This window comes from Aerococcus sp. L_32, from assembly GCF_050689315.1.
On the sequence record NZ_JBOEQF010000003.1, the window covers coordinates 1 to 21967 of the forward strand.

Sequence of the window (21967 nt, forward strand, 5' to 3'; positions counted from 1 at the left end):
CGACTCATATGCTTTCTAAACCAACGTTTATGAAGTCGCTTTGTTCCCTCATGAATTATACTATTAAACATACAATGTTTCAGCCACTCAGCTTGCTCATTTTGCTTGCCTTCTTGGAAAATCCGTGCATGGGTAGGAGATCTACTTCTGCGAAACTAACGTTTCTTCTCAAGTAGTGTCACTGTCTCAACATGTTTTGAGATGAGGGGATAGCTATCAAATGGAAATTACCATGTTCCTTTTTTAGTGATTTTTATTTGTGGAAACATATCAAAGATTGACTGCCGTATGTGGGAACATATCGACAAACATTTTTGCAATAATTATTATACACCCTACATGTGGCTCATCTAGATTAATAATTAGAATGATTATTCATTTTCTGTCTGTTGCATGATTGATATAGTAACCATTTTCATTCATATGGTAATATGGTCGATAATAAACCTGAATGGATCACATGCTTTTTTTCTCGGAGTATTTTACATATAAAATAGAGAAGTATTGAATTTTTCCCTATAAGACAGCTTGATACCATAGCAAAGCGTCCTTTTCTAGTTGTTTTACAAATGCATCCTTACCGGCGCAGTAGCCTTCAATATCCTCCGGGAATCGATAAGCCAACTCCATCTTTAATTCGCCATACTCTAAAGCGATGTCAGGATGTGTACGCAGAAAATCCCTTACTGCTATGTGCCTAGTAATATCAATGTGATTGTTTTGCTCAAAAATATGAATTTGGTGTGTCCTGTTATCGCCACCTTTACGGAAATATCTCCGCCCTTTAATACCAAACTCACCCATACACTCATATCCAATGGCTACAAATTCTTTGTTATGCTTATCAACCAAACTAATATTTGTCACTACGGGCATTATATCTATGATTGGTTTAGCATGTAAACCTTTAACTGCTGTACTGCCAATATGGTAAATCTCCACCAATATGTCCTTCAAAATACTACTTATTTTCTGTGCTTCATTATCATATGCTGCTTCCCAAAAAGGGTCGTATGGAACTACCCGTATTAACATTTCTAAACCCTCCAATCAGATATTCATATCTTATTTCAAAACATTAGAAACTAGCTTTATAATGAAGCCACTAGCCAGAACAGACTATACTGACTAGCGACTACCTTAAATTTAATGTTTCAGATTTATTTTCTTATCACTAATTTCATAAACCACATCAGCCACATTATCGAGTAGCCGTTTGTCATGGGTGATAAACACTATAGTTCCAGCATACTCCTTCATTAATATTTCCAAAGCCTCTAAGCTTGGTATGTCAAGGAAGTTGCTGGGTTCATCCATTAGTAAGATGTTATATCTACCCATAAGCATTTTAGCTAGCAATAATTTCATAATTTCACCACCACTTAAAACAACTAAGCTTTTTCCTATGTCGTTTTGTTTAATTCCCATTGATGCTAACACAGAACGAATTTCCGAAACATTGTAATCACAATCCTCCTGCATGAATTCCAAGACTTTTTGATTACTGTTGTATTTGTAACCATTTTGTGCAAAGTATCCTATTTTGGCCTTAGGTGAAATAGAAATTCCATCTTCATGATTTAAGATCATTTGGATTAAGGTTGTTTTTCCTGTTCCATTACCTCCAGTTAGCGCTACTTTTGCTCCTAGAGGAATTTGAAAAGATGCATCTTTAAACAGTGCCTTATCTCCAAATATTTTATTAATTTCCGTACCGACTATAGGGTATGGATTATGAAGCTCCAATGCTTTACTTTGCCTGAAACGAATTCTGCGAATGTCTTCCGGAGCTTCTACATTTCCTAAGGCTGCAATCCTGTGCTCTAGGGATTTAGCGGCATTATGCAACTTTTTTCCCTTACTTCCTATTGATTTTTGATGAGCTAAACGCCCTCCGCCTTCAGTACTTTTTTTCTTTGAAGAACCTTTTGCCTTCTGTTCTATTTTACGAGCCTGTTTTCGCTTTTCCTCCGCAGCCCTTTCCAATCGGGCACGTTCTGCAATAAATTGTTCGTATTGTGCGCCTTGGCTCTTGCGTTCTTCCTCTTTCTGACGAAGATAATCAGAATAGTTTCCCCAATACTCGTTGATTTTGCCATCTTTCAGTTCCCATATTTTATCTACTATTTCATCAAGAAAATAGCGGTCATGGCTAATAACTAACAATGCACCTGTAAAATATTTTAGCTGTCCAATTAGAAAATCAATTCCTTCACGATCTAAATGACTGGTAGGTTCATCCGCTAAAATACCATGCATCTGTGCTGATAAAGCCTGTGCTATTTTAAGTCTTGTTTCTTCACCACCGCTCATAGTCTGTATATCTAATTGCTCAACACCGAGCTTACCTACAAGCGCAAAATCTTTTTCTTCCTGCAAACTTCCCTCGTCCAACTGAGGAATATAGGCAAGTTCACCTGGACGATTAATTTTACATCCTGCTGGGGTTAGTTCCCCTAAAAGCACCTTGAGTAAAGTACTTTTCCCTACGCCATTTGCTCCTACTAAACCAATACGGTCATAATCATATATTTCTAATTCATCTATATCCAAAACATCTCGCCCTGTGAATTCCACACGAATGTCTTTTGCTTTTAATATTAATTCCATAACATTTCCTCCTGTCTATAATCGCATGCTTTCATTTGCTTGTACGCAGGGAAAACCCTGCGATTTTAGCAGGAAGAATTACATGAAAATAAGATACATAAGTATCCCTCCATTATTATTTTATTTTAAATCTAATTCTCTAATCTCTGTTATCATTGGACAAACTATAGCAATGCCAATAATTAAAATACCTGATAGTAAAAACCAATGATTTACACCAACTCTATCAGCAAAGAATCCAGAAAGAATTAATCCAATTGGCATAGCAAATGACATCATACTTCCGGTCAGAGAAAATACACGTCCTAAATATTCAGGCTTAATCTTCTCCTGAAAAAGAGCTGTTTGCACACCGCTATAAAATGGCACTGAAAGCCCCATTACTGCACAGCAAGCTACAAATATAACAAATCTACTTGGAGGAAGTAATCCTGAAACAGCTAAACTGGCTCCCATTATAAAGAATGAACCTGTTATTAGTAATATACGCTTTTCAAATTTCCCCAATCTTCCTAATAGTAGACCGCCTACTAGCATTCCAGATGCAAAAGCGATTTCGGTAATGGAAATATGCACAGGTGTTCCATTAAAGTATTCCATATTAATTAAAGGAAACAGTGCATTAATTGGCATATACACAAGCGTATATAGCGTTCCTAAGAGTAATAAGGCAAATAAGCCTTTGTTTTGTCTCAATGCGACAATTCCTTCTTTCATTTCTCTTAAGAAATTTGGTTTCAAACGTTGTACTTGATCACCCAGCTTAGGAATACTTACACTTGCTACCGTAATAGATGCAATCACAGCGCCCAATACATCGATCGCAATAATTGCATTTAATTTCCAAGCGGAATATAACAATGCTGCCGCCGCCGGACTAATAATATAGCTTATCGACTGCACAGACTGACTATAACCTGCACATTTCGTAAGCTGTTCTTCTGGTACTAAAAGCGGCGTAACCGCATTGAGTGCCGGAGAATGAAAAGCCGTTCCAATGCTACGGATAAACAATACTACCATAACCATCCATACAGATAACTCCGTATACAACGCAACAATAGCGAGCACTGCGCCAGCTGTTGCTATAATTAAATCAGCCCCAATCATTATCTTCTTCCTATCATGACGATCAACTAATACACCAATGGCTGGTCCAAAGACCGCATAGGGTAAGAAACCTACTAGTGAAGCCATAGACAAGACCATCGCAGATCCTGTTTTTTCTGTGAGGTAAAAAATTATCGCCATTTGCAGGATCGCACTAGTGATTAAAGATACCGCCTGCCCTGCCCATATAGTATAAAACTTAAGTTTCCAATTTATATATTTTTCCATTTCTATTATCTCCTACATATTTTTTTGCTTAAATTTCTATTTTAAATAGTATTCTAGGCAATAAAAAATGCAGGCCAAAATCCACAATGTGGCTTTTGGTCTGCATACATACAATCTGGAAACATTCATATTAAAGACATCGTTAAATAAAGGTATAGTTAAATAACCTATATCCTCACCTTAACTAATGAATGCTCAATATCGTATAAATAAGCACAACAAAAAAGCCTATCATTGGGATAGATTCTGCCTTTTTTATTGCCTGCTTATTTTAAACGTATTGATGCTGTCATAGTTTCGGTTCCTCCTACATCTTTATTTATATCAAGCTGTAGAATAACACAACAAAACGATATGTTCAATGCAAAAATAATCAATTGCATCTCATACTTCCATTTCGAAACCTGATTTGAAGGCTATGACGACGTGGTATATTGGTAATTTTGCTTCTAAACCCAATATATCTTTTTTATATACTGACCCAAAAACTGTTCCACTTTCCCAATTTATCATCTCTTTAATATTGTGTTTCATCAGATAAAACAGATAGTTACTATTCTGTTCACCTTTCAGTCGCATTGCGCAAACTCCTCTACCGAGGCTTATTTTTGTCTGGGCAATATTTAAATCACCAACAGGGAGCTCTAACGCTCATCATTACATCGTTTGTGTTTGCTTTTTTTTATTTTCTGTGTAATAAGTATCAAAGTATGGATATTTATCTCCAAATGTTCTGTTGCCTTGCAGAAACGGTAAGCCTTCTCCTGTTTGGTTGTAAAGTTCTGATTTTGGAGATTGGCCCATTTCAATATCATTAATTTCTTCTAATTTCACTTCACTCCACTCCCTAAAACTCATACCTAATACCCCCAAGATTCTTTCTGATCTCATCTTCAAGGTGTCGTGATTTAGCAAAGAGTTCAGCCAGCTCAGCTGTCATATTCTCGATCTTTTCATCGAATGGAATTCCATTATCTTCTACATCTTCTATTCCTACATATCTTCCTGGGGTTAGGACATATTCATGCTCTCTGATTTCTTCAATTTTGGCCGACTTACAGAAACCCTTGACATTCGGTCAATAGAAAGTGTAAATGTTCTCTAATTTTTTGACAATAATCCTATCCACTCACTATATTTTTGCCAGCAATCCTATCAACTCACAAGCCTCAAAGTAACACTATTCACTCAACCCTAAACCTTGCTAGTTTTGGATAAGTTCCCACATAAAAAAATCCGTGATTCTCCTCCAGCTTAAAGCCAGATCTCAAATCACGGAAAGTCCTTATTTACTCATGTTTCTACGCCTTTACTTTTCTATCCTTGACAGCAATACTACCGTCTCAACATGTTTTGAGAGGTCTTAATAGCTGTCAAAACGGCATTTTAGTTCTATTTTTACCCACCCTCGAACTTGGGAAAATATCCACGCTCGTAAATGGAAACATATCCAATATTGGCTCTCGTTTGTGGGAAAATATCGACTTTCTCTATACCGCTGTTAAAGAAAAGGGCACTCTAACTAAGGAGCACCCTCAACCATTAACATTGATATAATTAATAGTCTTTTTTCTTTACTGGAATCCAGATTTCGCTTCGATACTTTGGATTTCCGGTATCTGGACTCTCGTTCCACAAAATTTCAGGACCTGGGGCTGCCTCATATCCTGAAGATGGAAACCACTCTGAGTATATCCTACCCCACACATTTTGAAGTGTTTCCGGAAATGGTCCAATTGATTCAAATACAGCCCAGGTACTAGCATCAATTTTTAATACATCAAAATCTGCAGTATCATTACTTGATGTTGCTACTCCAATGTAATGATCTAATTCTCCTTTCTCTTCCATTCTACCTTCTGAAAAATTAGTAGAAGCACTAATGATACCTCTTGGTTCCATATCTGAAATTGCTTTTAAATGTTTAATAACCTCCGGTGTTAAAAGTTCGGTCATTTTTGCAATCTCTGGATTGACACCTTCAAAAATAACTGGAACTCTCTTCTTAAATCCTACTAACTTAAATGACTCTTTTTCAACAATACGATAGTTCATTTCGCATCCTCCTTTAATTGATAATTGAAAGGTCATTCGAGGATAAGCTTTTAATTGTGTATTCTCACTTCTTGCCTCAGAAGGGAGAATGCCATGCAGGGAATGAAAAGCACGGGAAAATGAATCAGCCGAATTATAGCCATATTTGACGGCTACATCAATTATTCTCAAATCCCTATCTTTCAAATCTAGTACAGCCAATGTCAGTCTTCTTCTCCGAATATACTCTGATAAACTTATGCCTGCTAAGAAAGAAAACATCCGCTTAAAATGATACTCTGAACAGTAAGCAATTTTAGATACTTCACTATAATCAATTTCTTCTGTTAAGTGCTCTTCAATATATGCCAATGCATTATTCATACTTCTCAAAGAATCCATTGAACAACCTCCTTTCATCATCAATATTATCAAAGGGTGCGTTTACTCATCCGACATTCTGTGTACAGTTTAGTCGATTCTCTTTCATGTAGTTTTCTAATTTATTGAACTATTGATAGAGAAATTGGAATTTTTCAGTTACTTGTATTCACTAGGAACAGGAATATTAAATTTCTCGCACAATAGTTTTACATCATGCATATCATTTTCATCATGCTCATAGCCCAGATGAAATAATACTTGATTTTCAGCATCAATACATCTAACCATTTTATCGCCTATTTTCCCAATACCACTAAACACTTTTGGGGGATATGCTTCTCCTTCAAAAACAATGTATCCTTGTTCGTTGAATTTAAATATATGAAAATCAATTATCCTGTCTTGAGCGTCCTTCCAAATCGTGTGATTTGTAGTGGTATATGCTTCTGTAACTTCCGCAAAACCTTTTTCTTTTATTATTTCAATAAACTTTTTACTATTATTTTCTTCCACAAATAAATCAATATCGTTGTGGAGCCTTGTTTCTTCTTCTAAAAGAGCATCAACGCCCCAGCCACCATCTAACCAAATGGCAATTCCATTTTCTTCGGCGTATAAAATTATCTCAATGGCATCTTTTTTATTTACCATGCACCTTCTCCGTTCAAATTCTAATTTATCGTTACAATAGCAATGTTTTTTAGCCAACATCCAAACCGACCACACAACCTCAAAAGTTTCCGAAAAAACATCCAACCTGACCACTCGCGACCCCCGACATCTAACCCGACCACTTGCCAACGCCGACATCCAACCCGACCACTCACCGAGCTATGACATCTAATCTGACCACATGACTATCAAAAAGCGGCTTTATGGACTTGTTTCCTCAAACAGAAAAAGTACAGTCATTTGTGTTTTGTGTAGATTTGTCTTCCAGTGATTTCTAACTTTGTAGTGTGATATCCTTTTTAAAGCAAATGATACGATTGGCTTCTTGAAAGCCGAATTTCATATGAAAAACATAACTTTCTGCATTGCTAATTTCACAATCGCTGGCAAACTCAGTACAAGCATTTTCTTTAGACCACAGTTCACAGTGTTGGAGCAATTGCGTAGCAATACCCTTATTTCGATAATTCTCCATTACAAAAACACCTTCTAAATAGCCAACCGGACTGCTGTCTGTACCTTCAACATAATCATGTCGAAGCTGGCATTGTGCAAACCCGACAGGAATATCATTATCAAAATACAAAAAAAATACAGCCTCTTTATCTAAAATCAATTCTTTCATTTCCTGCCTTAGGTCATCAAATTCATTATCCGGCCATAGAAGGATTGCTAATTGCGTTATTGTATTCAAATCGGATATTATTGCTTTTCTTAACATAAGTTTTTCTCCTTATTTTTTTAGAAATAAAACAGCTTATATTACAGCCTCGACATCAATACTACCGTCTCAATGTGGCTTGAGAGGATAGAATGAATGTCATTTGGGTATGTCCGTTCTCGGAAACATATCCACGACACTTTTTGCACTATCGGTAGACGGGAACATATCCAGCGGTTTTTGACCATTTTAAGAAATTTCGGTATGAGAGAACCTATCAATGGAATTCTCAACACCAGCCTTTTAGAGATTAAGGGAAGACTCTATAGACTTCTTCATATTATTAACGAGTTCAGTCACCTCAGAATCCATTCCTTTCCACTTATCAATATACCCTCCTAGATAAGCCTTTCTTGCTTTGTCAAGTAAAATGGCATGCTCATAAGGTAATTGAGGTATTGCCCATTCAGCTGCCAGATCTTTTGATCTGATTTCACCAGTAGATGCTGTCACCCACATTCTGGCTAAAGTTAAAATCACATTGCGTTCGTCACCTTTAATGCTAGTTATCAACCCGGGCAACGATTCTTTAATTGCTTTTCGAATATCTGTCATTGGCACAGGCTCAATTACTTCTGTTGCCTTTGGTCCCAAAAGGTTAATACTATTTTTTCTTAGTTGTGCTAAAAGTATTGCTAAATCCGGATCATAAGTCGACTCAGGAATTTCTCCCTTTTCAAACTGCTCTCTTAGCCACTCGCCATACATAAATTCATATTTGGGGGGGAAATGCCAAGGGACAATATCCTTTTGATTTATGACCGTAACTTCAAGAGGCCTCATATCTTTTATGTTTCCTATTTTCCCAGATATAAGCATTAACCTATTTGTAAGATTCCTTCGAGTTTTTTCAGATAAACTTTGATTTGTTATTACCAAAATATCTACATCGCTATTCATACGTAAACCACCCATTACTGCCGAACCATACAAATACACCCCAATTAACATATTATCAAGTAGTTCCGCTATAGTTTTTAATGCTTGAATTGCTTCTTTCGGAATTTTTTTGTTACTTAAATCTATACTCAACTTCGATCTCCTTTCGTCTGAAAACTGTTTTTTAACGCCTCTTAAAATTTATAAAAAAAGAGTAAACATCTTTCGTTGTATTGTAAATTAACGCCATCCAAAATTTTGATTCAAGATTTTCTTTCGGTTTATTATATGTTTGAGCCAATATAAGCTACAAAACTGCTGTCTATCCATTTTTGAGTAACCTCATTTATATCAATCCCAATAGTAGCCAACCCAATAATGCTGCAATCCAATTTCTCTAACAAAGCTATTAAAGCCTTCATTTGAGAACCTGTCTCTATCCAATCATCTACAATCAAAACTCTTTTGTTCCTCACAATAGAACTCTTAGATATTTCAAAGCTTTTATCTTGACCTGAATAGTCGGTAAAATGTGTCGAAATAATCTCTTCTTTTGCGTATGGCAGCTTATCACCTTTTCTTACTCCAATAAACCCCACTCCAAGTTCTTTGGCTATGGCAGTGCCTAGTATCCATCCAATTGCTTCTGGGGCAGCCACATAATCTACTTTATTTTGAAAATCCAATGATAGTACTTTTACAATTTTATCAAAAACGGTTTTATGTGTAAAAATAGTTAGTAAATCATATTTTCCAATTGAGTTACGAGGTAATATACCTCTAATTTCATTTATAACATCAGTACTTTCCATACATTTACACCCCTTGCTTATGGTTAATAATCTTTGCTAATCTTTAAAAATAGTCATTTTCAACATATTTTTTATACATGTCCTCGGTATATCTTGTTATGTTCTTACCATACTCTGGATAATCAAACCCCAGTAGTTCTGCTACCTCTTTGGACACTTCCCTGAACAATTGGTGGCATATAAATAATGACTTCCAAATATTTTCATAGGAATCCATGCGATATGTAGATAATAATCTATTCCATAGATCTTCATCAATGTATTTGTTAATATACTTATATTTTTTCCCAACACTTAATGAAAATTCTGTCTTTATCCCAACCTTCCACGACATCATCCTAAGTAGTTCAAACCGTAGAATCTGGTTCAGATGATCGATTGCAAACAGTATCTCTTTGCGGCACAATCCTTTAATAACATAAGGTGTTACATTCCAAAATTCATTGCAGCAATCATCATACTCCCTTGCGCTTGGCTTTCTTACATGATAATCTATATCAGTCGGAACTATGTCCCTTTTAATTCTACAATCTTTATCAATTAGAACCTTTATTAATTTATCGCCCTTTAGGTAATTATCTAACTCTTCCAAGGGCAATAAGGTAAGATCAATTTTATTGTAATCATCAAATAGCATAAGATAGGAAAATCCCTTTTCTTCAGGTGGGAATAATTCCATATCCTCCGGCTTTTGCATCATTATTATATTCCCAAATTGATTAAGCCAGTCATCATTAGATATAAACGGTTCTATATCACTTACAAAATATGTAATATCATAATCCTGAAATTCATCTTTAGGTATATTAATATTTGCGCGTGACCCCTCAAGGGTCACAATTCGAATACGTTCATCCTGTTCTGCTAAAGAAAGTACTAAATCCATCATTTCTTTTTCTGATCTCATTTACATACTCCTCGTTTATTTTTTCTATATTATTACATCTTCTTTTTTGCCGATACAATCAGCATCATGGGACGGCGCATTTCATCCGCCATCCCCGGAATATCCATCATGTTCTCTGGCGGCTGTGGCTCCACAATCTGATTTATTATAAAACTATTTGAAAGCAGTGTATTTAGATATGTGGTCAGTGTTCTATGATATTTTGTAACCTTTTCTTCCAAAAACATAGCTGTCCGTTTGCCCTCATAATAATAATTATCCACCGGAAAATGCAGTATTTCTCCTTTTTCGTTATAATGCCAGTCTTGTGTTCCATAGGCAGTAAAAACAGGATGTTCAACCGTAAAAACTAGCTTACCACCAGACTTCAGTATTCTATATATCTTTTTTACTAACTCAACTTTCGCAGCATGAAATGGGCAAACAGGCCTTGATGTAGCTGGGTAAAGTTGCAATCCATTGCTGGAGTTGACGTTGAATCAGAGCCGAAAGCTTTTTTCCTGCTTTCGTAGCGATTTCGTTGATCAGATCGAGCAGTTGCTGCAAGGCGATGGCCCAGTCCAATGTGCCAACTTCGTCGCACAACACATAAAACAGACCGCCGAACGAGCGAGCATCCGTACTTTGCCGATGCTGCCAGGCCAGCAAAATATAGCGGGAGAATACAATCGTCGTATGGCTGATCAGTAAATCATAGGAGCGGCCTTGAAACTCCTTCTGCAAACGAAGCAGCGACTTGGTGCACTTGAAGAAGACCTCGATGTCCCAGCGGATCCCGTAAATACGGATCACGTCCTCCACGGAGAGGGAAAGATCCGTCGTCAGCACCGCGAGCCATTCGTTCTTCTTCGTGCGATGACGGACGAATACCACGTGAACCGGTATGCCGGAGGCAAGCTCGGTTCGAATCGAACGAAGGATGCCTCGTTTCTTGCTTTGCACCGGAGACGCTGCGGTGTATAGTTCTTTGAGCGACAGCTTCCGGCCTTGAACAAGGAAACGCTTATTGTCGTTCTTGACCATGCCGATCACGTCGAGCCCGCGGGAGGCGATCTCGCCAATGAGGGGCGCGTGCGTGAACCAACTGTCCATCAAGACATAGGAGGCCGTGGCTCCGGCGGCAAGCGCGCGATCCAACATCGATACAATCACCTGCGGAGCCGACAGGAGTGCTTCTTGACGTCGCTTATACCCGTTCGTCCGTTTGTCGATCTTCTCGTTCATGCCGTTAATGGCAGATTTGCCGGAACTGATCAGCGCGAAGTCCAGCGGCAGGAAGGTATGGCCGGTCGGACCATCCCATGGTGAGCATACGAAATCCCTTGTAATAAGCGCCGGTGGCATGATCTTTGAACCTGGCCAGCAACTCAACGGCTTTGCTGCGGTTGCGTTCGAACATGGAATCGTCGACGATGAAGACGGTGCCCCGATCTGCCGACGTAAGCACGCTGACCTTCTGCACCGTCGCGACGCTGAGCGACGTCAGAAAACGACGCCAGGCAAAGCCTGCATGGTTGAGGAAACGATAGACGGCATCCTTGCCGGGAAAGGAGTCGCCCTTGCTGCTCTCGAGCAGTCGAAACCAATTCTTCTGGTGAAACAGAAGGACAAAGACGAGTTGGAATAGCCGAGCACAGCTAAAGCCAAATCGCTTACGGAATCCGGCTTGTTGAAGATGTTTCATCACTTTCAGTTCTTGAAAAGCAGGCTTTAATTCGTTTGGCAGTTGATTCAGATCGGGCTGATGGTCTATCATGATGGAAGACACCTCTTCTGTCTGGTAGTGATGGCTTGACACTCTCACTTTACCAAACGAAGTGGTGTTTTTCTATTTTGGCAAGCTGGCTATTCAACAGACCGTAAGACCGTTCTACAACTGGTTTTACATTGATTTTCTAGGTGCGAAAGTTGAGTTAAAAATATATAACATAAAACAAATTATATGACAAGGTTGTCACATGACAATGTTGTCATGTGTTGTCCGAAAGATGTTCTGCGCTCACGTTAAGATTTCCAAAATGTTTGCCTCAAATTCCGTTCCTTCTAAAGTGCTTTAAGTCTATTGAGCACAGTATCAATACAGTTTTTGTGCATACCGTGTTATTGGGTTTTGACCATGCGGAATTACAACCTTATAATATTGGGAGGCGTGCCGGTTTGTGGCGATGCTGTCCTACTCACCTGAGTAATGGAACTGATACAATGTCATACAAACCGACGCACATCAATGATTGCCGCACGGATTTTTACTGGCCTGACGGTTCGTTTGTCAGCTTTTCATATATCCGTTTTCGTAGATCATTAATACAGTGGAACTCCTCTGGTTTACCGAGGTATTTTCTGACAACATCTCCACCGAAATCGTGGATTAGCAGACCATCCGTGATGATTCCAACAAGCTCTTCTTCAGAATAATCACTGAAATAACCACGTAGCAGTACAGAATCAAATTTGAACAGTTCGGCTGCAATATACGCATCCTCGTAAACCTTCGGCGCAAGAACGGCATCTGCAAAGTCAATAATACAAAGTTTACCGTCATCGGTAATGATGACGTTGTTGCTGTTTAGATCGCCGTGGACATATACTTTCTCGCCGTAATCGTGAGAAGTGATGTAAATAAGTCTTTCCGACCTAAAGGAATCGGGATATATACTCCACCTTTCAGAACGATCTTCATCGGCAAAGATATCAATGTCATTGAACCGTGGGCAAGAGGTGTTCATTATATTCGTGAGTTTGCAAAGTTGCTTTGCTGCTTCAGATTTTTCAATGTGTGCCATGCTTTTTACGGCTTCGCCGAATGCGGTCCCATGAACATATTCCATTATCATGTAAACAAAACGATATTTATCCTCCACAAAACCATGTGCTATCAGTTTAGGGGAATGAATTCCGAGCTGATTTGCTCGCTGCATGGAAAACAATTCTGTCTGTATTTCCGTTGCCGGATCCATTCCTCCCTCACGCGGAACATATATTTTTATAACAAAATCACCAGATTTGAAAACAGCATTCGTTGCCGGTGGCAGGTTTTCGAGTTTCGCGAGTGGCAGGTTTTCTTTTTGGAATATGAAATTAGTAAGAGCAGAAAAAGCAAATAATGATTGAGAGACATTGCTCCAATCTTGCCAGTTTCCGATTTCTTCTTTAAAAAGATTCATGGTCAATAGCGCCCTCCAACAAAAAATCGTTTAGCCTCAATTTCACTCTAACATTGTGCTACTTGCAGTCTGATCGAAAGTGTCGTCCCTTCGTTCGGTCTACTGCTGACACTAAAATTTCCGCCATTTGCTTCAATGAATTTCTTGGCAATGATGAGTCCCAAGCCCGAACGTTCGCTGGATGTTTTTTCTGCAAAGCTTTGAACAAGTGTCTCACTGAATCCGACCCCGTTATCTTCGATCCGGATCTCCACCGTCCGATCATGGAGTTGCGAAATACAGATCTGTTTTAATATGTACACCTAGCCAATCTCTAATATAATCAGGATTAGTTAATACGTTCCAAACAACTTTCTTACTCAACTTTCGCACCTTGAAAATCTGTACTAAGCCTTGATAGGGCTAGGATTTTCTCTTGAAAAATCTCGTTCTTGACAGAAAAACACCTTTCTCGTTTGGTAAAATGGAAGTTGGAGAAGCTTACCATTCCAAACAGAAAGGTGCGTATCCCTATGGTACAACACAACTCTCTGTCTGAAAAGGGCCAAGAACGTATTTCGGCTGTATTCTCTACTTTACAAATCGGGCAACTGTTGCGGAAAGCAGGCATTTCCAAGTCGTTCGGATTGTCCAGTCTGGCCATCTTTCGGCTGATCTTTACGCTCGTGTTTGAAGGGCGTAACTGGTTTCGTCTTCTCCACAGCGATCGCCGCGAGTCTTTGCCTGGCAAAGATGTGGTCTATCGGTTTTTAAACCACCCGCGTTTCGCATGGCGACGATTTTTGCATGCCTTGAGTCTGAAGATCGTTCAGCATTTTGATTCCTTAACCTCTTCGTCCCGCGTTCGAACGTTCATCATTGATGATTCGGTTCTTCGCAGGGATCGCAGCAAGAAAGCCGAGTTGCTGGCCCGCGTCTTCGATCATACGACGGGGAGATATACCCGCGGCTACAACATGCTCACGCTCGGATGGTCGGATGGCTTCAGCTTCGCGCCCATTGATTTTGTCATGCTCAGCTCGGCCAAGCTGGCGAATCGCTTTTGCGAGATGAAGGAGCGTTTGTCCAAGCGTACGCAAGGCTACAAACGCCGCATCGAGGCACTTTCGCGTAAGCCGGATGCGGTTGTGGCTCTGCTTGATCGAGCGATTCAGGCTGGATTCAGCGCTGACTTTGTCCTGATGGACAGTTGGTTTACCCAAGCGCCTCTGTTGCGTGAACTGATGGCTAAAGGTCTGCATGTCATTGGGATGGTCAAGGCGATGAAACAACGATACCGGCTCGACGGAAAAAGCCTAACGCTCCATGAACTGTATGCCCTGTTGCCAAAGCAGAAAAACAAAGAAATTCTTGGCTCAGTCATCGTTCAAACCGCCTGCGGTTTACCGATCAAACTGGTCTTTGTGCAAAACCGCCATCGGCGGCGGGATTGGCTGGTTCTGCTCAGCACTGATTTGGCGTTGGAAGATGCCGAGATCGTTCGCATTTACGGCATGCGTTGGAGCATCGAGACCTTCTTCAAATTTGCCAAATCGTATCTGAAGCTGGGAACGGAGTTTCAAGGTCGTTCGTTTGATATGCTCATCAGCCACACCACGATCGTGTTTACGCGTTATCTCGTGATGGAATGGGAACGTCGTCACGAAAACGACGCGCGGTCGTTGGGCGGTCTGTTCTTCCTGTTTTCCGACGAAGTTCGAGACCTGGATCTCAAAACGGCTTTGCAACATCTGATAGCATTTTTCATGGCGTTCACGGAAGCCAAGTCCAAACGGGATCAGTCTGCCGTTTTTCGTCAACTCCAGCATTGGATTTCGAGTTTGCCCAATTATATCAAGGGTTTGTTTGGACAATTAAGCTGCGAAAGTTGAGTTACTAAAATCTCATAATCTGCTACATAGTGAAACGCAAGTGAACTTAATATTACATCAAAACTCTCCTCTGGGAATTCCACATCTTCTATAGCACAGCATTTATATTCAACCTGTGGAAAATGTGTTTTTTCTTTGGCTACCTCGAGCATTTTATGAGAAATATCAACACCTACAACAGAAGACGCTCCGTGTTCCATCGCATAAATACAGTGCCATCCATAGCCGCATCCTAAATCAAGCACACGCTTATCTTTAAAATCCGGCAGCAGCTTTCTCAATGTTTCCCATTCTCCTGCACCGGCTAGTCCCTGCTGTGAGCGACTCATTTGACTGTATTTTTGAAAAAATATATTATCATCATATTTGTTTTCTTTCATCTGAATTCCCCCTCGTTTAAAAAGTTATTTATCTCCGTTGCAATTTTTTTCACTTCTTTATAAAGCTTCTCGGTCATATCGTAGCATTCAAAAAGTGAAAGACCGAGTACTTCAAAAATATGATTTACCCTTTCGGCATATTTTTTAGGTTTATATTCAAAAGTTTCAAGCAGTTTTATAGCTTTCTTTTCGTTAATGCAATAAGCATTATTGCATGCAAATAGTACTTGATTTAAGCATGAAATAATACGAAAAACATGGCCTGCAATATAATATTTATCCTCTGCTCCCGCATTTGCTTTTACAAACATTAAAGAGAACTCTGCTTCAAATAAAAAAAAGTTTATCAAGCTCTTCTTTAGAGCACCAGGGTAAATTTCCGCCTGATTTTTTAATTCGCATAAGCTTTCATTCTTAGCATATTGTATCTTGCTGATCGCCAATTCTCCACGATACATAGCACTTATATAACCATGGGGATGCCCAGTCTGATAATTGGCAGTAACAATTCCTTGCTCCGTATCTTTGATTATTTGTTCCACCCGTTTTATATCACGTAAAATCAAGTCAACATGATACCCGTTTATAACTAACCATCCGCCGCCATTAACCCAATCACCCCACGCTCCGGGAGGTACAACAAGGTCGTTTCTATTCTCATCATCCAATTCTGTAGCAATTTGATTAATCGCTGTCAGGTCAAATGATTCTGAATTGTAATAGATTCCGATATCTATATCAGAATCCTCTGTATGGGTGCCTCTTGCACGTGAGCCCCCTAATACGATGCCTTCTATATAAGGCAAAGAGGATAATTTTTCTGTCACTGATTGAATAATATTATATATCATACGAACACACTCCTTTATTTTATTTTGCATCTAATTTTCTAATCTCAGTTATCATTGGGCAAACTATTGCAATGCAAATAATTAAAATACCTGATAGTAAAAACCAATGATTTACACCGATTCTATCAGCAAAGAATCCAGAAAGAATTAACCCAATTGGCATAGCAAGTGACATGATACTTCCGGTCAAAGAAAATACACGTCCTAAATATTCAGGCTTAATTTTCTCCTGAAAAAGAGCTGTTTGCACACCGCTATAAAATGGCACCGAAAGCCCCATTATTGCACAGCAAACTACAAATATTACAAATCCATTTGGAGGAAGTATTCCCGAAACGGCTAAACTGGCCCCCATTATAAAAAATGAACTAGTTATTAGTAATACACGCTTTTCGAAGCTCCCTAATCTTCCTAACAATAAGCCTCCTGCTAGCATTCCAAAGGCAAAGGAAATTTCCGTAATAGAAATATGCACAGGTGTTCCATTAAAGTATTCCATGCTTATTAAAGGAAATAGTGCATTAATTGGCATATAAACAAAAGTATATAGTGTTCCTAAGAGTAATAAGGCAAACAATCCTTTGTTTTGTCTCAGAACGACAATTCCTTCTTTCATTTCTCTTATGAAATTTGGTTCCAAACTTTGCACTTGATTACCCAGCTTAGGTATACGTACAATTGCTACCGTAATAGATGCAATCACAGCACCCAATACGTCGATGGCAATAATAGCATTTAAATCCCAAACGGAGTATAAGAGTGCTGCAACTGCCGGACTAACAATATAGCTTATAGACTGCAAAGACTGACTATAGCCTGCGCATTTCGTTAGCTGTTCTTCTGGTACTAAAAGTGGTGTAACCGCATTGAGCGCTGGGGTATGAAAAGCTGTTCCAATGCTACGGATAAACAATACTATCATAACCATCCAGACAGGTAGCTCCATATAGAATGCAACAATAGCAAGCACTGCACCAGCTGCTGCGATAATTAAATCGGCACCAATCATTATCTTCTTCCTATCATGACGATCCACTAGCACACCAATGGCAGGCCCCAAAATCGCATAGGGTAAAAAACCTACTAATGAAGCCATAGACAAGACCATCGCAGATCCTGTTTTTTCTGTAAGGTAAAAAATAATCGCCATTTGCAGGATGGCACTAGTGATTAATGATACTGCTTGCCCTGCCCATATTGCATAAAATTTTCGTTTCCAATTGTTGTATTTTTCCATTTATATTATCTCCTGCATATTATTTTGCTTGAATTTCTATTTTGAATAGCATTCTAGGCAATAAAAAATGCAGGCCAAACCCCACAATGTGGCTTTTGGTCTGCATACATACAATTTGGAAACATTCATATTAAAGACATAGTTAAATAAAGGTATAGTTAAATAACCAATATCCTCACCGTAACTAACGAATGCTCAATATCGTATAAATAAGCACAACAAAAGAGCCTATCATCGGGGATAGATTCTGCTTTTTTTATTGCCAGCTTATCTTAAACGCATTGAGGCTGTCATAGTTTCGGTTCCTCCTACATCTTTATTTATATCAAGCTGTAGAATAACACAACAAAACGATATGTTCAATGCAAAAATAATCAATTGCATCTCATACTTCCATTTCGAAACCTGATTTGAAGGCTATGACGACGTGGTATATTGGTAATTTTGCTTCTAAACCCAATATATCTTTTTTATATACTGACCCAAAAACTGTTCCACTTTCCCAATTTATCATCTCTTTAATATTGTGTTTCATCAGATAAAACAGATAGTTACTATTCTGTTCACCTTTCAGTCGCATTGCGCAAACTCCTCTACCGAGGCTTATTTTTGTCTGGGCAATATTTAAATCACCAACAGGGAGCTCTAACGCTCATCATTACATCGTTTGTGTTTGCTTTTTTTTATTTTCTGTGTAATAAGTATCAAAGTATGGATATTTATCTCCAAATGTTCTGTTGCCTTGCAGAAACGGTAAGCCTTCTCCTGTTTGGTTGTAAAGTTCTGATTTTGGAGATTGGCCCATTTCAATATCATTAATTTCTTCTAATTTCACTTCACTCCACTCCCTAAAACTCATACCTAATACCCCCAAGATTCTTTCTGATCTCATCTTCAAGGTGTCGTGATTTAGCAAAGAGTTCAGCCAGCTCAGCTGTCATATTCTCGATCTTTTCATCGAATGGAATTCCATTATCTTCTACATCTTCTATTCCTACATATCTTCCTGGGGTTAGGACATATTCATGCTCTCTGATTTCTTCAATTTTGGCCGACTTACAGAAACCCTTGACATTCGGTCAATAGAAAGTGTAAATGTTCTCTAATTTTTTGACAATAATCCTATCCACTCACTATATTTTTGCCAGCAATCCTATCAACTCACAAGCCTCAAAGTAACACTATTCACTCAACCCTAAACCTTGCTAGTTTTGGATAAGTTCCCACATAAAAAAATCCGTGATTCTCCTCCAGCTTAAAGCCAGATCTCAAATCACGGAAAGTCCTTATTTACTCATGTTTCTACGCCTTTACTTTTCTATCCTTGACAGCAATACTACCGTCTCAACATGCCAAGTTTGTGGGAACATATCTAATGGTTGAACTTGGTCAAAGTCATACCCTGTTTCCACGAATTTAGCGATATCACGTGCCATGGTTGTTGGGTTACATGAAACATAGACAATTTTTTCAGGATTTGCTTCAATAGTAGATTCAATAAAGCTATCATCTAAGCCTTTACGTGGTGGGTCTACAACAACGACGTCCGGTTGAACGCCTGCTCTAACCCATTCGCCCATTACTGTTTCGGCTTGTCCTGTTTCAAAATGGACGTTATTAATATAATTTTTAGCTGCATTATTTTTGGCCATTTTTACAGCGTCGCCTACCACTTCTACCCCGTACACTTGTTTGGCCTTTTTCGCTAATGCTAAAGTAATTGTCCCAATACCACAGTAGGCATCTATTACTGTTTCCTCACCTGTTAGATCAGCCGCATCAATCGCCAATTGATATAATTTTTCCGCTTGAGGGGTATTGATTTGGAAGAATGATCTACTTGAAATATCAAAGGTAAAATCAAACATTTTATCTTCGTATTTGTCTACACCGTATACCACACGTGGTTTGCCTGACATCACGACATTTGTTTGTTTAGTATTCGAACTCAAGACAATAGACACAACTTCTGGTACTTTTTCAACAATTTCATTTACAATTTGGTCTTCATTCGGTAAATCTTTTCCGTTAATTACAATAATGACCATCATCTCGTTTGTATAGTAACCCTTACGGATCACAATATTACGTACTAATCCTGAATGTTTAACTTCGTCGTAGCCTTTTAACCCATGTTGGTTAAAGATATCCACAATACTTGCGATAGCTTCATCAATGCCTGGTAATTGGATTTTAAAGTCATCCACAGGGATAATCTCATGAGAATTTTTCCGGTAAAAGCCTGAATATAATTTTCCTTCATCATCAGTACCGATAGGAATTTGCGCTTTATTACGGTATTTAAAAGTATCTTCAGAACCTACAGTAGCCAATACTTCGCGCCCTTCAGCTAGACCAAAACGACTAAAAGCATTCTCCACTTGTTTTTGTTTGAAAGCAAGTTGGGCTTCATAAGTCATATGTTGCAGCGGCATTGTACCCACTTGGCTTGATACCTTATCCACAATGTCTACCCGGTCCGGTGAATCCACAGATCGTTGCATCATTTTTCCATAGCCAAACTTTTTACCCACAGAAATGGCCTTAATTGTCCCCACTTCACCTGGTAAAGCATCCTCTACGAATAGTGGATAACCATCCACTTTAACCACACCTAAGCCTTGGAAAGTAAGGTCTTCAATTGTACCCTCAAAAGAGTCATTCTTTTGAATCGGCGTTGTATATTTCTTTTTCATATTTATCATCATCCTTTTTCATTGTCTCCATCATTTTACCATGTACACCCTTGAAATACTTGAGAAAACAACAAAACGCCAACACCCAAGTGCCAGCGTTACTAATCAAATATTTTTTATAATGTTTTTCTTAACCCATCAAATAAATGTGTGTGTCAATCTTATCATCAAAACAGATGTCATTATGCTTATCCATTATGCTTATCCATTCTGTTACCAAATTCAATGTTCTGGGTTCATAATCTAAGTGAATTTTACACTTAAAGCCAAAGGATTACTTCAAGTATCCTTTATAAATATTCACATATTTATCGATGAAGGCTAAGTATTGGTCCACTTCAATAGATTCGTCTAAGGTATGTGCGTCATCAATTTTACCTGGTCCATAAATAACAAAGTCAAATTTGTTATCTACATTAGTAAAGTTAGAACCGTCAGTTGCACCACTTAACCCGCGGTTTTCCGCTTGTGGATCTTCTACCTTAATTAAATCTACTAATACAGAATTATTATCTCCATCTGCATATTGGTTGTTTTGTAACAGGTTCAATTCTAACATACCTTGACCGTTAGCGTTAATTTCTTCAATCACATCATTGAAAATACCAACCACAACGTCATTGCCTACTTCAGGAATTGTCCGTGCATTACCTGATAAAACAGTATATTCAGGAACTGAGTTGATTTGGTTGCCCCCTTCAATCATGGTAAACACATTCAACATTTTACCTAACATATCATTTTCAGCAGTTGCAGCCGCTTCATCAATCTTGACATTGGTCTTGTTGATAAAATCGTTAATCAGCTGGATGGTGTTAACCCCTTTTTCCGGTGTAGAGGAATGGGCAGCACGTCCGTGGGCAATGACTTGATATTGGATTGACCCCTTGTGTTTGGTGTTGTAATAAGGGGTTGATGGTTCGGCGATGATCATGCCGTGGATATCTTCAGTGTAGCCTAGGTCAGTTAATTGTTTAGACCCAAGCATACCAATTTCTTCCCCAACACAAGCTAGTAACCGAACTGAACCAGTGAAGGCTTGGCCAGATTCTTTCAACTCGATCATGGCAATAATTAAAGCCGTCAGTCCAGCCTTCATATCCGTTGTCCCACGACCATACATCACGCCATCATGAATTTCAGCGCCATATGGTGGGTATGTCCACAAGTCAGGGTTACCAGCATCTACCACGTCCATATGACCTGATACCGCTAAGATCTTCCCATCTTCTTGGCCTTTTAATTCTGCTACCAAGTTAGCTCGACCATCTGCATATTGAATCAATTGCGATTCAATGCCGTGGGCTTCAAGTAAGTTCTTGTAGTATAGGGCAACAATTTCTTCATTGCCATTTGGTGTCTCTAATTGGATGACATCCTGTAAAATTTTAATTTTCTCTTGTTTATCCAT

At 38.8% G+C, this 21967-nt stretch carries 19 protein-coding genes and 6 pseudogenes; 1 reads left to right on the forward strand and 24 read right to left on the reverse strand.

Translation table 11 applies throughout. The features are described 5' to 3' along the window. Positions 1-516: 516 nt before the first annotated feature. From ACRCJ0_RS00420 to ACRCJ0_RS00495, 16 genes and pseudogenes are all read right to left on the reverse strand, one after another. Entirely contained in the window at positions 517-1035 is a 519-nt protein-coding gene (locus tag ACRCJ0_RS00420) for a GrpB family protein (RefSeq protein WP_311878833.1), read from the reverse strand. A 111-nt stretch (positions 1036-1146) separates the two neighbouring features. Then, positions 1147-2610 (reverse strand): ABC-F type ribosomal protection protein Msr(D), encoded by a 1464-nt coding sequence (gene msr(D), locus ACRCJ0_RS00425; RefSeq protein WP_311878832.1) that lies wholly within the window; start codon positions 2608-2610, stop codon positions 1147-1149. Between the two features lie 120 nt (positions 2611-2730). Continuing rightward, entirely contained in the window at positions 2731-3948 is a 1218-nt protein-coding gene (gene mef(A) / locus ACRCJ0_RS00430) for a macrolide efflux MFS transporter Mef(A) (protein WP_311878831.1), read from the reverse strand. Positions 3949-4332: 384 nt separating this feature from the next. Then, entirely contained in the window at positions 4333-4527 is a 195-nt protein-coding gene (locus ACRCJ0_RS00435) for a hypothetical protein (RefSeq protein ID WP_311878814.1), read from the reverse strand. Positions 4528-4605: 78 nt separating this feature from the next. Further along, a complete protein-coding gene (locus ACRCJ0_RS00440) occupies positions 4606-4782 on the reverse strand; it encodes a hypothetical protein (RefSeq protein ID WP_274729996.1) in 177 nt (58 codons plus the stop codon). A 13-nt stretch (positions 4783-4795) separates the two neighbouring features. Continuing rightward, positions 4796-5008, reverse strand: a pseudogene (locus tag ACRCJ0_RS00445) (SAM-dependent DNA methyltransferase); the annotation flags it as partial. A gap of 497 nt (positions 5009-5505) precedes the next feature. Then, the gene (locus ACRCJ0_RS00450) at positions 5506-6384 is read right to left on the reverse strand and encodes an AraC family transcriptional regulator (protein ID WP_128470135.1); all 879 of its coding nucleotides are present in this window, start codon (positions 6382-6384) and stop codon (positions 5506-5508) included. 138 nt (positions 6385-6522) lie between these two features. Beyond that, entirely contained in the window at positions 6523-7017 is a 495-nt protein-coding gene (locus ACRCJ0_RS00455; RefSeq protein WP_128470136.1) for a nucleotidyltransferase domain-containing protein, read from the reverse strand. 295 nt (positions 7018-7312) lie between these two features. Next, positions 7313-7759 carry an aminoglycoside 6'-N-acetyltransferase AAC(6')-E526 gene (locus tag ACRCJ0_RS00460; protein WP_128470137.1) on the reverse strand — a complete coding sequence of 149 codons (447 nt, stop codon included), beginning with the start codon at positions 7757-7759 and terminating at the stop codon, positions 7313-7315. A 243-nt stretch (positions 7760-8002) separates the two neighbouring features. Beyond that, on the reverse strand, positions 8003-8791 hold the full coding sequence (gene ant(9) / locus ACRCJ0_RS00465) for an aminoglycoside nucleotidyltransferase ANT(9) (protein WP_027622104.1): 789 nt from the start codon (positions 8789-8791) through the stop codon (positions 8003-8005). Between the two features lie 131 nt (positions 8792-8922). Further along, a complete protein-coding gene (locus tag ACRCJ0_RS00470; RefSeq protein ID WP_002294507.1) occupies positions 8923-9450 on the reverse strand; it encodes a phosphoribosyltransferase family protein in 528 nt (175 codons plus the stop codon). A gap of 43 nt (positions 9451-9493) precedes the next feature. Further along, the gene (gene ant(6) / locus ACRCJ0_RS00475; RefSeq protein ID WP_431389137.1) at positions 9494-10357 is read right to left on the reverse strand and encodes an aminoglycoside 6-adenylyltransferase; all 864 of its coding nucleotides are present in this window, start codon (positions 10355-10357) and stop codon (positions 9494-9496) included. Between the two features lie 32 nt (positions 10358-10389). Continuing rightward, positions 10390-10752, reverse strand: a pseudogene (locus tag ACRCJ0_RS00480) (class I SAM-dependent methyltransferase); the annotation flags it as partial. 1 nt (position 10753) lies between these two features. Further along, a pseudogene (locus tag ACRCJ0_RS00485) lies at positions 10754-12113 on the reverse strand (IS4 family transposase). 490 nt (positions 12114-12603) lie between these two features. Beyond that, a complete protein-coding gene (locus ACRCJ0_RS00490; protein WP_024399348.1) occupies positions 12604-13521 on the reverse strand; it encodes an aminoglycoside phosphotransferase family protein in 918 nt (305 codons plus the stop codon). Positions 13522-13568: 47 nt separating this feature from the next. Beyond that, on the reverse strand, positions 13569-13823 hold the full coding sequence (locus tag ACRCJ0_RS00495) for an ATP-binding protein (protein ID WP_002328886.1): 255 nt from the start codon (positions 13821-13823) through the stop codon (positions 13569-13571). A 210-nt stretch (positions 13824-14033) separates the two neighbouring features. On the opposite strand from ACRCJ0_RS00495, the gene ACRCJ0_RS00500 reads away from it, so the two are divergent. Further along, on the forward strand, positions 14034-15392 hold the full coding sequence (locus ACRCJ0_RS00500) for an IS4 family transposase (RefSeq protein ID WP_105127951.1): 1359 nt from the start codon (positions 14034-14036) through the stop codon (positions 15390-15392). Here the strand turns inward: ACRCJ0_RS00500 and ACRCJ0_RS00505 are convergent. From ACRCJ0_RS00505 to ACRCJ0_RS00540, 8 genes and pseudogenes are all read right to left on the reverse strand, one after another. Beyond that, positions 15377-15772 (reverse strand): annotated as a pseudogene (locus ACRCJ0_RS00505) (class I SAM-dependent methyltransferase); the annotation flags it as partial. The gene ACRCJ0_RS00500 and the pseudogene ACRCJ0_RS00505 sit on opposite strands and share 16 nt — an antisense overlap. Continuing rightward, positions 15753-16623, reverse strand: a pseudogene (locus ACRCJ0_RS00510) (nucleotidyltransferase domain-containing protein). The pseudogenes ACRCJ0_RS00505 and ACRCJ0_RS00510, both read right to left, overlap by 20 nt. Positions 16624-16642: 19 nt before the next feature. Beyond that, entirely contained in the window at positions 16643-17860 is a 1218-nt protein-coding gene (gene mef(A), locus ACRCJ0_RS00515; RefSeq protein WP_243178680.1) for a macrolide efflux MFS transporter Mef(A), read from the reverse strand. Between the two features lie 385 nt (positions 17861-18245). After that, positions 18246-18440: a hypothetical protein gene (locus tag ACRCJ0_RS00520; protein ID WP_311878814.1), complete on the reverse strand. Its 195-nt coding sequence runs from the start codon at positions 18438-18440 to the stop codon at positions 18246-18248. Positions 18441-18518: 78 nt separating this feature from the next. Beyond that, positions 18519-18695, reverse strand: a complete 177-nt coding sequence (locus ACRCJ0_RS00525; protein ID WP_274729996.1) for a hypothetical protein — start codon at positions 18693-18695, stop codon at positions 18519-18521. 13 nt (positions 18696-18708) lie between these two features. Continuing rightward, positions 18709-18921, reverse strand: a pseudogene (locus ACRCJ0_RS00530) (SAM-dependent DNA methyltransferase); the annotation flags it as partial. A gap of 249 nt (positions 18922-19170) precedes the next feature. Then, complete coding sequence (gene rlmD, locus ACRCJ0_RS00535; protein ID WP_311878810.1) at positions 19171-20556, reverse strand: 23S rRNA (uracil(1939)-C(5))-methyltransferase RlmD; 1386 nt, start codon at positions 20554-20556, stop codon at positions 19171-19173. A 274-nt stretch (positions 20557-20830) separates the two neighbouring features. After that, the gene (locus tag ACRCJ0_RS00540; protein ID WP_419971577.1) at positions 20831-21967 is read right to left on the reverse strand and encodes an ArgE/DapE family deacylase; all 1137 of its coding nucleotides are present in this window, start codon (positions 21965-21967) and stop codon (positions 20831-20833) included.

Bases quoted from the DNA above. Each gene is read 5' to 3' on its own strand.
- ACRCJ0_RS00420 (WP_311878833.1), bottom strand. From the start codon at position 1,035: ATGTTAATACGGGTAGTTCCATACGACCCTTTTTGGGAAGCAGCATAT.
- ACRCJ0_RS00435 (WP_311878814.1), bottom strand. From the start codon at position 4,527: ATGCGACTGAAAGGTGAACAGAATAGTAACTATCTGTTTTATCTGATG.
- ACRCJ0_RS00450 (WP_128470135.1), bottom strand. From the start codon at position 6,384: ATGGATTCTTTGAGAAGTATGAATAATGCATTGGCATATATTGAAGAG.
- ACRCJ0_RS00455 (WP_128470136.1), bottom strand. From the start codon at position 7,017: ATGGTAAATAAAAAAGATGCCATTGAGATAATTTTATACGCCGAAGAA.
- ACRCJ0_RS00460 (WP_128470137.1), bottom strand. From the start codon at position 7,759: ATGTTAAGAAAAGCAATAATATCCGATTTGAATACAATAACGCAATTA.
- ACRCJ0_RS00470 (WP_002294507.1), bottom strand. From the start codon at position 9,450: ATGGAAAGTACTGATGTTATAAATGAAATTAGAGGTATATTACCTCGT.
- ACRCJ0_RS00490 (WP_024399348.1), bottom strand. From the start codon at position 13,521: ATGAATCTTTTTAAAGAAGAAATCGGAAACTGGCAAGATTGGAGCAAT.
- ACRCJ0_RS00500 (WP_105127951.1), top strand. From the start codon at position 14,034: ATGGTACAACACAACTCTCTGTCTGAAAAGGGCCAAGAACGTATTTCG.
- ACRCJ0_RS00520 (WP_311878814.1), bottom strand. From the start codon at position 18,440: ATGCGACTGAAAGGTGAACAGAATAGTAACTATCTGTTTTATCTGATG.
- rlmD (WP_311878810.1), bottom strand. From the start codon at position 20,556: ATGAAAAAGAAATATACAACGCCGATTCAAAAGAATGACTCTTTTGAG.
- ACRCJ0_RS00540 (WP_419971577.1), bottom strand. From the start codon at position 21,967: ATGGATAAACAAGAGAAAATTAAAATTTTACAGGATGTCATCCAATTA.